The organism is Pseudomonas sp. 210_17 TE3656, from assembly GCF_054821965.1.
Window position 1 is genome coordinate 1,240,361 of the sequence record NZ_JBTRBC010000001.1, and the last position, 12,724, is coordinate 1,253,084.

17 protein-coding genes are annotated in these 12,724 nt (G+C 60.9%); 6 read left to right on the forward strand and 11 right to left on the reverse strand.

Annotated elements, in window-relative coordinates; all coding sequences use genetic code 11:
- The first annotated feature begins 107 nt into the window (after positions 1–107).
- Both ACVI9W_RS05825 and ACVI9W_RS05830 read left to right on the forward strand, forming a co-directional pair.
- Positions 108–1,052 carry a lysophospholipase gene (locus ACVI9W_RS05825; protein WP_461529450.1) on the forward strand — a complete coding sequence of 315 codons (945 nt, stop codon included), beginning with the start codon at positions 108–110 and terminating at the stop codon, positions 1,050–1,052.
- Positions 1,053–1,087: 35 nt separating this feature from the next.
- Positions 1,088–1,558, forward strand: a complete 471-nt coding sequence (locus ACVI9W_RS05830) for a MaoC family dehydratase (protein WP_010223082.1) — start codon at positions 1,088–1,090, stop codon at positions 1,556–1,558.
- Positions 1,559–1,561: 3 nt separating this feature from the next.
- On the opposite strand, the gene ACVI9W_RS05835 is transcribed toward ACVI9W_RS05830, so the two are convergent.
- The 7 genes from ACVI9W_RS05835 to ACVI9W_RS05865 form a co-directional block, all read right to left on the reverse strand.
- Positions 1,562–2,797 carry an RNA polymerase sigma factor gene (locus tag ACVI9W_RS05835; protein WP_461529451.1) on the reverse strand — a complete coding sequence of 412 codons (1,236 nt, stop codon included), beginning with the start codon at positions 2,795–2,797 and terminating at the stop codon, positions 1,562–1,564.
- Positions 2,797–3,282: an SRPBCC family protein gene (locus ACVI9W_RS05840; RefSeq protein WP_461529452.1), complete on the reverse strand. Its 486-nt coding sequence runs from the start codon at positions 3,280–3,282 to the stop codon at positions 2,797–2,799. Before ACVI9W_RS05840 ends, ACVI9W_RS05835 begins: the two co-directional genes overlap by 1 nt.
- Positions 3,283–3,301: 19 nt before the next feature.
- Positions 3,302–3,646, reverse strand: a complete 345-nt coding sequence (locus ACVI9W_RS05845) for a YciI family protein (RefSeq protein WP_038613614.1) — start codon at positions 3,644–3,646, stop codon at positions 3,302–3,304.
- Between the two features lie 57 nt (positions 3,647–3,703).
- Complete coding sequence (locus tag ACVI9W_RS05850; protein WP_461529453.1) at positions 3,704–4,138, reverse strand: YybH family protein; 435 nt, start codon at positions 4,136–4,138, stop codon at positions 3,704–3,706.
- Positions 4,139–4,238: 100 nt separating this feature from the next.
- Positions 4,239–4,730: a GyrI-like domain-containing protein gene (locus ACVI9W_RS05855; protein WP_461529454.1), complete on the reverse strand. Its 492-nt coding sequence runs from the start codon at positions 4,728–4,730 to the stop codon at positions 4,239–4,241.
- A gap of 215 nt (positions 4,731–4,945) precedes the next feature.
- Entirely contained in the window at positions 4,946–5,602 is a 657-nt protein-coding gene (locus ACVI9W_RS05860) for a LysE family translocator (RefSeq protein ID WP_422419493.1), read from the reverse strand.
- A gap of 84 nt (positions 5,603–5,686) precedes the next feature.
- A complete protein-coding gene (locus ACVI9W_RS05865) occupies positions 5,687–6,640 on the reverse strand; it encodes a threonine dehydratase (RefSeq protein ID WP_461529455.1) in 954 nt (317 codons plus the stop codon).
- A gap of 87 nt (positions 6,641–6,727) precedes the next feature.
- Between ACVI9W_RS05865 and ACVI9W_RS05870 the strand changes: the two genes are divergently transcribed.
- The 3 genes from ACVI9W_RS05870 to ada all read left to right on the forward strand — a co-directional run bounded on the left by ACVI9W_RS05870 (position 6,728) and on the right by ada (position 9,832).
- Positions 6,728–8,074 (forward strand): aminotransferase-like domain-containing protein, encoded by a 1,347-nt coding sequence (locus ACVI9W_RS05870; RefSeq protein WP_461529456.1) that lies wholly within the window; start codon positions 6,728–6,730, stop codon positions 8,072–8,074.
- Positions 8,071–8,694 (forward strand): DNA-3-methyladenine glycosylase family protein, encoded by a 624-nt coding sequence (locus ACVI9W_RS05875; protein ID WP_461529457.1) that lies wholly within the window; start codon positions 8,071–8,073, stop codon positions 8,692–8,694. Before ACVI9W_RS05870 ends, ACVI9W_RS05875 begins: the two co-directional genes overlap by 4 nt.
- A gap of 76 nt (positions 8,695–8,770) precedes the next feature.
- Positions 8,771–9,832 carry a bifunctional DNA-binding transcriptional regulator/O6-methylguanine-DNA methyltransferase Ada gene (gene ada / locus ACVI9W_RS05880; protein ID WP_461529458.1) on the forward strand — a complete coding sequence of 354 codons (1,062 nt, stop codon included), beginning with the start codon at positions 8,771–8,773 and terminating at the stop codon, positions 9,830–9,832.
- A 7-nt stretch (positions 9,833–9,839) separates the two neighbouring features.
- On the opposite strand, the gene ACVI9W_RS05885 is transcribed toward ada, so the two are convergent.
- On the reverse strand, positions 9,840–10,097 hold the full coding sequence (locus tag ACVI9W_RS05885) for a DUF2790 domain-containing protein (RefSeq protein WP_461529459.1): 258 nt from the start codon (positions 10,095–10,097) through the stop codon (positions 9,840–9,842).
- Positions 10,098–10,382: 285 nt separating this feature from the next.
- Here ACVI9W_RS05885 and ACVI9W_RS05890 point away from each other — a divergent pair, with 285 nt between their 5' ends.
- Positions 10,383–10,835, forward strand: coding sequence for a GNAT family N-acetyltransferase (locus tag ACVI9W_RS05890; protein WP_461529460.1), 453 nt, complete (start codon positions 10,383–10,385; stop codon positions 10,833–10,835).
- On the opposite strand, the gene def is transcribed toward ACVI9W_RS05890, so the two are convergent.
- The 3 genes from def to ACVI9W_RS05905 form a co-directional block, all read right to left on the reverse strand.
- Entirely contained in the window at positions 10,787–11,326 is a 540-nt protein-coding gene (gene def, locus ACVI9W_RS05895; RefSeq protein WP_461529461.1) for a peptide deformylase, read from the reverse strand. The genes ACVI9W_RS05890 and def overlap by 49 nt on opposite strands.
- Complete coding sequence (locus ACVI9W_RS05900) at positions 11,316–12,302, reverse strand: YihY/virulence factor BrkB family protein (RefSeq protein WP_157193614.1); 987 nt, start codon at positions 12,300–12,302, stop codon at positions 11,316–11,318. Before ACVI9W_RS05900 ends, def begins: the two co-directional genes overlap by 11 nt.
- A gap of 155 nt (positions 12,303–12,457) precedes the next feature.
- Positions 12,458–12,637 carry a CsbD family protein gene (locus tag ACVI9W_RS05905; RefSeq protein ID WP_038613633.1) on the reverse strand — a complete coding sequence of 60 codons (180 nt, stop codon included), beginning with the start codon at positions 12,635–12,637 and terminating at the stop codon, positions 12,458–12,460.
- Positions 12,638–12,724 lie beyond the last annotated feature (87 nt).

The window sequence follows — 12,724 nt, forward strand, 5'->3', positions numbered from 1 at the left end:
CAAGCGCTGTCATTTACATTGTGAATCTTGTTTGTCGCTGCCCTTCGATTGCACGCTTGGGTTATACACTGAGCTGAGTTACTCACCTGTGCGCACAAGGACTCGCCATGCACCACGATGCGTTCTGGCTAGCGGCCAGCGATCACTGCAGCCTTTATGTCTACCAATGGCTGCCCAGTACGCCGATCAAGGCAGTGGTGCTGCTGGCCCATGGCATGGCCGAACATGCCGGCCGCTATCAACGCCTGGGCCAGGCCCTGACTGCGGCGGGGTATGCACTGATTGCCCATGACCAGCGCGGTCATGGCCGTACCGCCGAACTCGGCACCCTGGGCCTGTTTGCCCGCCACGATGGCTGGAGCGCGGTGGTCAACGACCTGGGCATGCTCAGTCAGCACATCGGCCAGCAGTTTCCCGGTACCCCGGTGTTTCTCTTCGGCCACAGCATGGGCAGCTACATTGCCCAGGCGTACCTGATGCACCATGGCGCCAGCCTGCAAGGCGCCATCCTCAGCGGCTCGAACTTCCAGCCCCCGGCGCTGTACCGCACAGCGTGCGTGATTGCCCGTATCGAAGCCTGGCGTCAGGGTCCTCTGGGCCACAGTGCGTTGATCGACTGGTTGTCCTTTGGCTCCTTCAACAAGGCCTTCAAACCCACACGCACGGCCTTCGACTGGCTCAGCCGCGACAACGCCGAAGTCGACCGCTATGTGACCGACCCGTTGTGCGGCTTCCGCTGCACCAATCGTTTATGGATCGACCTGCTGATGGGGCTTGAACAGATCAGCCAGCCGGCCAACCTCAAACAGATCGATCCGAACCTGCCGATCCTAGTGATGGGCGGTGAATGTGATCCGGTCAGTGCCGGCAAGCGTCTCAAAGATCTGGCCGGTGCTTTGCGCCTGGCCGGCAACCAGCATGTGCAGTTGCAGCTATACCCCAAAGCGCGACATGAACTGCTCAATGAAACCAACCGTGACGAGGTCACGGCCGCGATCATCGACTGGCTGGAACAGGCCCTGGCCATTGGCCGCCCTGCCCGCAGCGAATGACGGCCGCCCCCGTGCCCCTAGCAGGAACCGAATCGATGACCCAGGTCACCAACACGCCTTACGAAGCCCTTGAAGTCGGCCAGACCGCCAGTTTCAGCAAGACCGTCGAAGAACGTGACATCCAGCTGTTCGCTGCCATGTCCGGTGACCACAACCCCGTGCACCTGGATGCCGAGTTCGCCGCCAAGAGCATGTTCAAGGAGCGTATCGCCCACGGTATGTTCAGCGGTGCCCTGATCAGCGCCGCGGTGGCCTGTGAGCTGCCTGGCCCGGGCACCATCTACCTGGGTCAGACCATGAGTTTCCAGAAGCCGGTGAAATTCGGCGACACCCTGACCGTGCGCCTGGAAATCCTCGAAAAGCTGCCGAAATTCAAGGTGCGCATCGCCACCCGCGTGTTCAACCAGAATGATGAGCTGGTGGTCGATGGCGAGGCTGAAATCCTCGCCCCGCGCAAACAGCAGACTGTCGACCTGGTCAGCCCGCCGCCGATCACCATCGGCTGAAGCTCACAACTCGCTCAGGCGGCGCTCGATAAAGCGCCGCTCTGCACCTTGCGAGGTCAGGCCCAGGGCGGTGCGGTACGCATCACGGGCCTGATCCAGGCGCCCCAGTTGCCGACACAGTTCGGCGCGGGCGCTGTGGGCCAGGTGATAATCCTGCAACTGCCCCCGCGCCAGAATCGCCTCCACCGCCAGCAACCCTGCCTGCGGTCCGTCGCGCCGCGCCAGGGCCGCGGCGCGATTGAGTTCGACCACCGGCGAAGGCCATCCGCGCAGCAGCACATCGTACAAACCGACGATTTCTTCCCAGTCCGTCTGCTCGGCACTGGCCGCGTCGGCATGCACCGCAGCAATCGCTGCCTGCAAGCTGTACACCCCGAGCTGCTGACTGCGCAGCGCCTGCTGCACCAACTGGCAGCCTTCGGCAATCAATGCACGATTCCACAAGCTGCGGTCCTGCTGATCCAGCAGGATCAAATCGCCATTCTCATCGCTGCGAGCCGCCTGTCGCGACGCCTGCAGCAGCATCAATGCCAGCAAGCCGAGCACTTCCGGGTCCGGCAGCAACTGCTGCAACAGTCGCCCCAGGCGGATCGCTTCATCACTGAGGTCATTGCGCATCAGGTTGTCACCCGATGACGCCGAATAGCCCTCGTTGAACACCAGATAAATGACCCGCAGCACGCTGTCCAGACGCTCGGGCAGCTCCGCCAGTGACGGGACCTGATAGGGAATCCGCGCATCGCGGATCTTGGCCTTGGCCCGCACGATTCGCTGGGCAATGGTCGCCGGGCTTTGCAAAAAAGCCCGGGCGATTTCCTCAGTGGTCAGATCACAGACTTCGCGCAGGGTCAGCGGTACCTGAGCATCGGCAGCCAGCGCCGGATGACAGCAGGTGAAAATCAGGCGCAGGCGATCATCTTCCAGCTCCTGGTCTGTCACCTCATCCTCCTGCCGCGCCTCCAGCGCCATCATCAACTGCGTCTGCGAGCGGTCGAAACGGGCTCTTCGCCGCAACCCGTCAATGGCTTTGAAGCGTCCGGTGGACACCAGCCAGGCCCGTGGATTGGCAGGAATGCCATCGCGCTGCCAGCGCTCAACCGCGACGAAAAACGCTTCGTGCATGGCCTCTTCGGCCAGGTCGAAATCACCCAGCAAGCGAATCAGGGTCGCCAGGATCCGGCGCGACTCGCGCCTGTAGACCGACTCGACTTCGGCCCGCACCTGAACCAGCGTCGTCATCAGCCCGGCATCTGGGTGGTCACCAGTGCGACCAGGCGATCCAGGCTTTCACCCCAGCCGCGATGAAAGCCCATTTCTTCATGTGCCAGGCAATCGGCGGCATTCCAGTGCAGCGCGCGTGCGGTGTACTTGGTCTTGCCCTGATGCTCCTCGAAGGTCACCACCACGGCCATGAACGCCTTGTTCGACGGCACCCAGCCCGGCCCGAAGGCATCGGTGAAGACAATCCGCTCAGGGGGGACAATATCCAGGAACACCCCCTGATTCGGGTATTCGGTACCATCCGGGGCCTGCATCACCGTGCGAAACAACCCTCCCACCCACAACTCCATTTCGCACAAGGGCGTGGTCATACCGTTGGGGCCCCACCATTGCGCAAGCAGATCGGGTTCGGTCCAGGCCCGGAACACCTTGCTGCGCGGTGCATCGATCACGCGGGTCAAGGACAGTTCGTACTGCGCATTGCCAGGGGGGTAGAGGCTCATATTATTGTTCTCCTGCGTCTCAGGGTTGGAGCTCGCGGATCGGCCTCACCTCGATGCTGCCGACCCTGGCGGCAGGTATTCCCTTGGCAATGTTCAGCGCTTCATTCAGGTCGCGGGCATCAACCAGATAGAAGCCGGCCAGTTGTTCCTTGGTCTCGGCGAAAGGCCCATCAGTCAGGCTCATGTGGCCACCGCGAACACGCACGGTGGTGGCGGTCTGCACCGGCTTGAGCGCCTCGGCGGCGAGCATCCGGCCGCTGCCCTGAATCGACTCGGCATAGGCCATGCACTCGGCATCCGCAGGGCTGTCGGGCAAGCTGTGCAACAGACTCTCTTCACAATAGACCAGGCAAAGGTATTTCATCGTCGTCTCCACAGCGGATGCAAAGTGCAATTCGGCATAATCCTCGACGCTCTCAGCTCAAGGCTTGAGCGCGAACAGGGCGGCACCGGTTTCCATGTCGAATGGCGCCGACCAATGCTCATGAATCACTTTCCACTGCCCATCGATGCGCTTGTAGCCAGCGGTGACGCGCATGTAACAGCTTTTATCCTCACCACCCTCTTCGATGGGCGGACCGCAGCGATTGAGCCAGTGGGCCAGCGCCAGCTCCGGCGTGGCATGAATCTGCAACTGCTCCATCTCGAAAATCATTTCACCAGGGCAGAGCTCCATGCAGGCTTGCCAATGAGCCTGATAGGCGGCCTTACCCTTGAACTGCAGTTCTTTGATGGCATCAAAGGCGACGATGTCATCGGCGTAAGGAGCGGTGATGGCGGGGATGTCCCGGGCGCGAACAGCTGGAATCCAGCGTTCGATAAGTTGACGGACTTCGTTTTCGGCGACGCTGCTCATGGTCGTGTCCTCTGCGATTCGACAACGGTCAGGCGCCGAGCGAATCGGCGCGTTCACAGATGGTCGAATGAGGACGCAGGGATTCGACAGTCGCAGCGGATTATTTTTTGCGGCCCACTGGCAACCAGATTTCCATCACGCTGAGGCTGGCAAAAGGATCGAAATCCTTGCCATAGCGCTCAAACTCCGGCGCCTGGGCAGCCTGTTCACCCGATTGCGGTAACCAGTCGTTCCAGATGGCCTGGAACGTAGCCTTGAGGTTATCGAGGCTGCCGTGGTGCTCGAACACGGCATAGCGCTGGGGCTTGAGTTCGACCTGCTGGAAGCCGGCAGGCAGCACCCTTACCTCCGCCACCTGCACACCAGCGATGTAGTCAAAATGGCCTTTGCCGTCGGCGTTGCAGCAAACGCCGTAGGTATGCTCGCCGACTTGTCCCGGGACCTTGCCGAGGTGCGGCTCGAAGCGTTGCCACAGTTGAGGAATCTGACTGATGGTGGACTGCGAGAAGCGACCACCGATACCGGCGATGGTGAAACCATCGGCCTGCTCAAAGCGTACGGGCTGAACGGCAACTTGAGTCGGGTTAGACATATCCTTTGCCTTATTTGAACCAGGAGCCCCTTGCGGGGCCCCAGGCCATTGTCATGGGAGAAAACCACTGGCTGCCGAGCGTTTGGCGCGTTTGGCGGCGCGTTTTTCATCAGCGGTTTTCAGGGGTTTTTTCTTGGCCATTTTTTTCGCATCAAGACCTTTCATCTCGAAGATCCTCCGGCCTGATGGCACCTGCACACGGGTACCCCGACTGATTATAGACCCGCTGTGGCCGCTGGCACGGCAAGGATGAACTCGCGGTATCCGGAGGCAATCACATAGACCGCGAAGTAGCAGAAGATGCCTGCCGAAAGCAGATAAGACCAGGTCAGCAGCCGGTCACCGAGCAGCCGCCCGCCATGACTGGCAATCAGGCAAAGTGACAGGCACCAGAGCAGCCCTGCTGCAAGAAATCCTGACAGGAACAGGCCCGCCTCCATCAGGCTGCCGCCACCGGAGCGCGAAATCAGCACACCGCCTACCGCCGCGAACCAGAGGATCGCACTGGGTGACGACATGGCCAGGAAGATCCCGCGCAAAAACTCACGCCAGGACGACTCCACCACCACTTCGCCGGGTTGCACATGACCTTCGCCACGCCACGCTGCCAGCAGCATTTTCACCGCGAACCACACCAGCAACACCGAACCGCCCAGCCACAGCACCCAGCGCACGGTCTCGAACTGCAGCAACACGGTCATGCCAGCCAGGGCCGCCACCGCATACAACAGATCACCGACACACGTCCCCAGGCCCAGCCAGAAACCCTGAAGAAACCCGCGCTGCATGGCCAGGGTGATCATGGCGATATTGGCGATACCGATATCCAGGCACAGGGAGAGGCTGAGGAGAAATCCGTTGGAAAAAGGCATAGGGCATTCCATAGACAGCGTTGAAGGCAGGCGCTATTAAAGCGGGATTCAGCGCGGCTGTATTGGAAGAAATTGCCCTTCGACTCACCCCGCCAACACCTGCGCATACCGCTCTCGATCGATATTGGCGCCACTGAGCACCACGGCCACCTTGCGCCCGCGCTGGCGTTCGCGCTCCTGAACCAGCGCCGCCAGCCCCGCCGCACCGGCGCCTTCGGCGGTGTTGTGGGTGTCCTCGTGGTAGATGCGAATCGCCTGGGCCACCTCCTCGTCACTGACCCTGACGATCCGCGCCGCGTGCTGGCGGATGATCTCGAAGGCTTCCGGCACCGGCATGCGGCAGGCCATGCCATCGGCAAAGGTATTCGCCGTGGCGGTGGTGACGATGCGGCCTTGTTCAACGCTCAAGGCAAAGGCATCGGCGGCGCTCGACACCACGCCAACGATCTCGGTGCGCAAGCCCAGCAGGTTACGGGCCTGGATCAGCCCGCAGATTCCCGAGCCCATACCGATGGGCACGTACACGCAATCGAGATCCGCAACCGCTTCGAACAACTCCAGAGCATAAGTGGCCACACCGCGAACCAGTTGCGGGTGGAAGGACGGCACCATTTCATAGTCATGCAGTTGCGCCTGACGTGCGGCCTCTTCACGGGCCTGGTCGAAATCGGCGCCGTATTCGATCAACTCCGCACCTTGGGCGCGCATCGCCGCGTTCTTCTCCCGCGAGTTACCTTGCGGCACCACGATGATGATCGGCAGCCCGGCGTTACGCGCCGCCAGAGCCATGCTCTGCCCGTGATTGCCACGGGTGGCGGTGACCAGGCCACGCACCTGCGGTTTTTGCCCCAGCAACCATTGCACGTAAAGCAAACCGCCGCGCACCTTGAACGCACCGGTCGGTGCATGGTTCTCATGCTTGACCCAGACCTCGCAACCCAGCCGCTCGGCCAGCCGTGGCCAGGCATATTGAGCAGTGGCGGGCACACTGGCATGCACCAGACGGGCAGCTTCACGCAGGGCAGTCAGGTCGAACATGGAACACCTCGGTAGCAGTGGGTTTGACCTGATCCTAGCGCCGGTTCATTGTATGGGTAAAAGTTTATATTGCATGGCCAACAATAAATGTGGACCCCTACCCTGCCTGACACCGGGCAACCCCGTTACCTGGCACTGGTCGATGCCATTGCCGAAGCCATCGAGCGTGGCGAACTGCCGGTCGGCGCACGCCTGCCGCCGCAACGGCGTCTGGCCTGGGCGCTGGGGCTCAACCCCAGTACCACCCAGCAGGCCTACCGTGAGGCTGCCGCCCGGCATCTGGTCAGCGGCGAGGTCGGACGTGGCACCTATGTGCTGGCTGGCAGCAAAGAAGCCACGCTGTTTCATCTGAAACAAAAAACCGCGCAGCCCAGCCTGATCGATTTGTCGACCAACGTGCCAGTGATCGATCCCGACAACCATGACATCGAACGCACCCTGCAGGCCCTGCTGCAGGACGGCGAAGTGCGCAGCCTGGAGCATTACCTGAGTGCCGACGCACTGCTCCTGGCCCGCGTACAAGGGGCTGCCTGGCTGGCCAACCGGGGGTTGCAGGTGAGCGCTAGCCAGGTGCTGCTATGCGGCGGTGCCCAGCAAGGACTGTTCAGTCTGTTGCTGTCGCTGTGCCAGGCGGGCGATCCGGTACTGGTCGAAAGCCTGACGGCCCCCGGCATCAAGGCTGCCTGCCGCCAGCTACGCCTGCCCCTGCACGGTATTGCCCTGGACCGCGAGGGTATCCTTCCCGATGACCTCGACCGCGTCGCCCGCGCAACCGGCGCACGGGTGGTGGTGCTCACACCCAGCCTGCAAAACCCCACCGGTGCCTGCATGAGCCGCGAACGCCAGCAGGCCATTGCCGAGGTGGTGCATCGCCACGGCCTGCTGCTGATCGAAGACGATGTCTACGGCGCGCTGACCGACCAACCGCCGTTGTGGCCGTTACTGGGCCAGCAGGGAATACTGATCAGCAGTCTGTCGAAGACCGTTGCTGCCGGACTGCGCCTGGGCTGGATCGTTGCTGACCCGCTGCTGTTGGCTAAAATCGACCCGCACGCACAGGCGACCCACTGGCAGGTATCGCCACTGAACCTGCAGATCGCCTGCCGCTGGATCAGTGAGGGTACGGCCAGCCGGCGACTGGCCTGGCAACGCGCAGAGGTCGAACAGCGCTGGCGCCTGGCACGCAAGATACTCGGCAGTGAGCGGCTCTTCGGCCTGCATCCCTCGCCGCATATCTGGGTAAGCTGTGCGATGCCGGCGCAAACGCTGGTGCAACGTTGTCGGGCTAACGCGGTAGAGGTGGTCCCGGCCGAAGTATTTGCCGTAAAACAGGGCGACCTGGCGGCGGTTCGTATCAGCCTGTCTGCAGCCAGCAGCCGTGCGCAACTGAAGCAGGCGCTGGAGCGCGTGGCCCACGCCATGGAGAGACCATGAGTAGTTTGTTCAACCAGGCCGAGCAGTTTCTCGCCGCGCTTGATCCCAAATGGGCCGCACATATTCAGGCCATCGGCCCCTGCCTGCATCAACCGCGCCCCGAGCGTGACCCGTATCAGGCGCTGGTGCGAGCAATTGCCTACCAGCAACTGCATGTGAAAGCCGGCGATGCGATACTCGGGCGCTTCCTTGCGCTGTATCCGGGCTGTGACTTTCCGAGCCCAGAGCAGGTATTGGCCACTTCGCCCGAACAGCTGCGCGCCTGCGGTTTCTCCGGCAGCAAGCTGGCCACCATCCAGGGTATCGCCAAGGCACGTCAGGACGGTGTGGTGCCAGACCACGAACAGGCGCTGGCACTGGATGATGAGCAACTGATCGAACGTCTGGTGAGTTTGCGTGGCGTCGGCCGCTGGACCGTGGAGATGCTGCTGATCTACACCCTGGAGCGCATGGACATCCTGCCCGCCGATGACTTTGGCGTGCGTGAGGGCTACCGTCGCCTGCAAGGGCTGGACACCCAGCCCACTCGCCGCCAGATGATTGAACTCGGTCAGACCTGGAGCCCTTACCGCACCATTGCCGCCTGGTACCTGTGGCGGGTACCGAATCCACGAGTTTGAACGCAAGACCCGGAGTTTTCTTCGCTGATGCTCGCCTTAACCTGAGTCCATCATTACTCAACAAGAGATTCCCGGCATGCGCCAAGACAAACCCCGCATCAGCGAAAACGACCCACGCTGGCAAGCGATCCTGGCCCGCGACCCGGCAGCCGACCGGGAGTTTGTCTATGCCGTACGCACCACCGGTGTGTACTGCCGGCCCAGCAGTACCTCGCGTCTGCCGCGTATCGACAATGTCGAGTTCTTTGACACCCCGGCACAAGCCGAAGCCGCAGGCTATCGCCCGAGCAAACGGCGCGCGGCAGACCAGACGCTGATGGCCGAACAGCATCGGGCGCAAGTCACCCGCGCCTGCCAATTGATTGAAAGTGCCGAGTCAGTGCCCAGCCTCAATCAACTGGCCGAGCAATTGAACATGAGCCCTTTCCACTTTCATCGGGTGTTCAAGACCATTACCGGGGTAACGCCAAAAGCGTATGCCTCAGCCCACCGGGCAAGTAAGGTGCGCAATCAATTGCAGCACGCCAGCACCATCACGGATGCCCTGTATGAGGCCGGTTTCAATTCCAACAGCCGCTTTTACGAGTCCAGCAATGCCCGCCTCGGCATGACCCCGGGGGCCTATCGAGATGGCGGCGCCAACACGGCTATCCGCTTTGCCATCGGTCAATGTTCATTGGGTGCGATCCTGGTGGCACAAAGCGAACGCGGTATCTGCGCAATCCTCCTCGGCGATGATCCGCAGGCATTGCTGCACGACTTGCAGGACAAGTTTCCCAAGGCCGACTTGCTCGGTGGCGATGCCGTCTTCGAAACCCTGGTGGCCCGAGTGGTTGGATTGATCGAGGTACCGGGGATTGGCCTGGACTTGCCGCTGGACTTGCGCGGCACGGCCTTTCAGGAGCGGGTCTGGCAGGCCTTGCGGGCAATCCCGGCGGGAACAACGGCCAGCTATGCCGAGATCGCACAACGGATCGGCTCGCCCAAAGCGGTGCGCGCTGTGGCCCAGGCCTGTGCGGCCAACGCCCTGGCCGTGGCCATCCCCTGTCACCGGGTGGTGCGCAGCGACGGCAACCTTTCGGGCTACCGTTGGGGCGTTGAGCGCAAGCGTCAGCTATTGGAGCGCGAGCGCCGATAAGGCGGGATCAACCGTTGGTGCAACCGTTACCCATGGCGCGGTACTCAAGGGTATGACGCTGACCTTGATGATCTTCGTAGACCATGGTCGCCGGCACGACTTCACAGACATTCGGAATAGTCGACAGACTGATAACCTTGGCAATATCCAGGTTGGTCGAATAATCGTACTGTTGAACAGCCGGCTGAGCACTGGCCGTGTTAACTTCATCAGCCAGAGCAAAGGAAGACACACCGACAAGAGCAAGGACAAGTAAACTTTTCATAACAATAAGCCTGCAAAGCAATCAAACTAATCGATTGACTTCATTGGCCAATAGCGGCGCGGAGAAGTTGTTACATCAGACACTAAGGACATAACACGAAGTACCGGTCCCACTGTTACTTTTTTGTGGGGACAAACATAGTTTACAAGTTGCCAGACAGGGTTAAATCCCTGAACCGAACATTCACTGTTACGGGATCTGCAACAATAGAACAGGGTTTTCACCCTCGACAGCTTGCAACTGTCGGTGTAAAAGCCCGGGCCAGAGCCTTGCCGGACGAACGCCGTGACCACCTTACGCTACTGCCTGCTGACCGGCCCCGAGCGGCCATTGCTGAATAAATTCTACAAAATCCAGGGTTCGCCCATGCGCGCAGCCGCGCAAGGGCAGCTCTGGGTGGCTCGGGCGGAGGAAATCGTCGCGGCGTTGTGCTTGACGCCCGTACCCGGTGGCAGCTGGCTGACCGGGTTATGGGTGGCGCAAAACTGGAGGGGCCGAGAGATTGCCCGGCACTTGATCGAGACAGCCATGCACAGCAGCGAGGGTACGACCTGGCTGTTCTGCCATCCTGACCTCGCTCCCTTCTACCAGCGCCAGGGCTTCAGCTCCTGCACCGGGCTGCCCGCCACGCTGGCCGAACGCCTGGCGCGTTACCAGCGCAGCAAGCCACTGCTGGCAATGGCCCGCCCTCAGTCGTCGCTGGCAGGATCCAGCCCGGGGAACAACACCTCGGTGTAGCCGAACTTGTTGAAGTCGTGGATCCGTGAAGGGTACAAGCGCCCGATCAGGTGATCGCATTCATGCTGCACCACCCGGGCATGAAAGCCCTCGGCAAGGCGATCAATCACCTGGCCGTGCGGGTCGATGCCCTGATAACGAATACAGCGAAAACGCGGCACCACACCGCGCAGGCCCGGCACCGACAGGCAGCCTTCCCAGCCGTCTTCCACTTCTGTGCCCACTGGCGTGATCAGCGGATTGAGCAGGATGGTCTGCGGTACCGGCTCGGCATCCGGATAACGCTCGCTGCGTTCAAAGCCGAAAATCACCAGCTGCAGGTCAACACCGATCTGCGGCGCGGCCAGGCCTACGCCGCCGACATGGCGCATGGTCTCGAACATGTCGGCAATCAGTTGCTCCAGCTCGGCACTGCCGATCAGGTGCTGCGGTACCGGTGGAGCGATGCGCAGCAAGCGCTCATCGCCCATTTTCAGAATGTCACGAATCATGGGATGTGCGACTCAAGGGTTCACCTTCCGGCGTGGCCGGGTGATCGAGCGAATGATCGCGTCCCAACCCGGAAACATGCTTTTTATCATGTTCGTGGGGGGCGTCACCGGCTTGTTTTTCACCCGGATTCTTACCCTCGGCAGACATATGCTCAATCACCGCATTCATTTCCGCCCCCAATAACAAAACGGCAGCAGAAATATAGAAATACAGTAGCAAGACAATGATCGCACCAATGCTGCCATACATCGCATTATAGTCGGCGAAGGTCTTTACGTAATAACCGAACGCCAACGAAGCGATGATCCACACCACCACGGCCAGCACCGAGCCCGGGGTAATAAAACGAAACTCCTGTTTAACATCCGGCATTACGTAATAGATCAATGCCACCGCCATCATCATCAAAATAATGATCGCCGGCCAGCGCAGTATCGTCCACACCGTGACAATGAACTCCTGCATGCCGATCTGCGAGGCAATCCATTCCATGACCTGCGGCCCGAGCACCATCAAGGCGGCCGTGGCCAGCAACATGCCGGCAATGCCCACGGTATAGATCACCGACAAGGGAATGCGCTTCCACACCGGGCGGCCTTCGACCACATCGTAGGCCGCGTTCATCGCGCTCATCATCAGCCGCACGCCCGCCGACGCGGTCCACAAGGCGATAACGATACCGACCGAAAGCAGGCCCCCCTTGGACTGCTGCAACTGGTCGATCACCGGGTTGACCTGTTCCAGCGCCTGGGGCGGCAACACCAGCTCCGACTGCAAGCGCAGCCAGGAGAAAAAGTCCGGCAAGTGCAGGAAGCCGATCAGCGCAATCAGGAACAACAGGAAGGGAAACAGCGAGAACAGCATCTGGTAGGCCAATGCCGAGGCATAGGTAGACATCTCGTCATCGAGAAACTCCTTGACGGTGCGCACCAGCACGCGATGCAACGGCAAGCCGCGCAGGTCGGGGAAAATCATAGCGTCTCCTTTCGCCGCTCGAGGGACATGAGCTCGGCTCCTCACTAAGGTCTGCACTGAAGTCTAAACGACGATCGCCGCCAAGTTGCTATTGTTTGCGGCAGATAGCACAACGGCCACCCTTGGTGGCCGTTGGCTAACTACCCTTACATCGTTCAAGGCTTTTTCACTGCATCCTTGACCTTGCCGGCCACTTGCTGGGCTTCGCCTTTGATCTCCTGAGCCTTGCCTTCGGCGCGTAGCCGGTCGTTGTCGGTGACCTTGCCGATACCTTGTTTGATGTTACCAACCGCTTCGTTGGCCAAACCTTTGACTTTATCTTTGGTGCCACTCATGGGAGTTCTCCTGAAACGGAAAATCGGGCTGTCGGCGTCGACAGTCAGTGGACCGGTGGCCTGTACGCAGAGTTTCAATTATTTGCC

What these genes read in the sequence shown, in the direction of transcription:
- ACVI9W_RS05825 (WP_461529450.1), top strand. Translation starts at nt 108, where the DNA reads ATGCACCACGATGCGTTCTGGCTAGCGGCCAGCGATCACTGCAGCCTT.
- ACVI9W_RS05830 (WP_010223082.1), top strand. Translation starts at nt 1,088, where the DNA reads ATGACCCAGGTCACCAACACGCCTTACGAAGCCCTTGAAGTCGGCCAG.
- ACVI9W_RS05835 (WP_461529451.1), bottom strand. Translation starts at nt 2,797, where the DNA reads ATGACGACGCTGGTTCAGGTGCGGGCCGAAGTCGAGTCGGTCTACAGG.
- ACVI9W_RS05840 (WP_461529452.1), bottom strand. Translation starts at nt 3,282, where the DNA reads ATGAGCCTCTACCCCCCTGGCAATGCGCAGTACGAACTGTCCTTGACC.
- ACVI9W_RS05845 (WP_038613614.1), bottom strand. Translation starts at nt 3,646, where the DNA reads ATGAAATACCTTTGCCTGGTCTATTGTGAAGAGAGTCTGTTGCACAGC.
- ACVI9W_RS05850 (WP_461529453.1), bottom strand. Translation starts at nt 4,138, where the DNA reads ATGAGCAGCGTCGCCGAAAACGAAGTCCGTCAACTTATCGAACGCTGG.
- ACVI9W_RS05855 (WP_461529454.1), bottom strand. Translation starts at nt 4,730, where the DNA reads ATGTCTAACCCGACTCAAGTTGCCGTTCAGCCCGTACGCTTTGAGCAG.
- ACVI9W_RS05860 (WP_422419493.1), bottom strand. Translation starts at nt 5,602, where the DNA reads ATGCCTTTTTCCAACGGATTTCTCCTCAGCCTCTCCCTGTGCCTGGAT.
- ACVI9W_RS05865 (WP_461529455.1), bottom strand. Translation starts at nt 6,640, where the DNA reads ATGTTCGACCTGACTGCCCTGCGTGAAGCTGCCCGTCTGGTGCATGCC.
- ACVI9W_RS05870 (WP_461529456.1), top strand. Translation starts at nt 6,728, where the DNA reads ATGTGGACCCCTACCCTGCCTGACACCGGGCAACCCCGTTACCTGGCA.
- ACVI9W_RS05875 (WP_461529457.1), top strand. Translation starts at nt 8,071, where the DNA reads ATGAGTAGTTTGTTCAACCAGGCCGAGCAGTTTCTCGCCGCGCTTGAT.
- ada (WP_461529458.1), top strand. Translation starts at nt 8,771, where the DNA reads ATGCGCCAAGACAAACCCCGCATCAGCGAAAACGACCCACGCTGGCAA.
- ACVI9W_RS05885 (WP_461529459.1), bottom strand. Translation starts at nt 10,097, where the DNA reads ATGAAAAGTTTACTTGTCCTTGCTCTTGTCGGTGTGTCTTCCTTTGCT.
- def (WP_461529461.1), bottom strand. Translation starts at nt 11,326, where the DNA reads ATGATTCGTGACATTCTGAAAATGGGCGATGAGCGCTTGCTGCGCATC.
- ACVI9W_RS05900 (WP_157193614.1), bottom strand. Translation starts at nt 12,302, where the DNA reads ATGATTTTCCCCGACCTGCGCGGCTTGCCGTTGCATCGCGTGCTGGTG.
- ACVI9W_RS05905 (WP_038613633.1), bottom strand. Translation starts at nt 12,637, where the DNA reads ATGAGTGGCACCAAAGATAAAGTCAAAGGTTTGGCCAACGAAGCGGTT.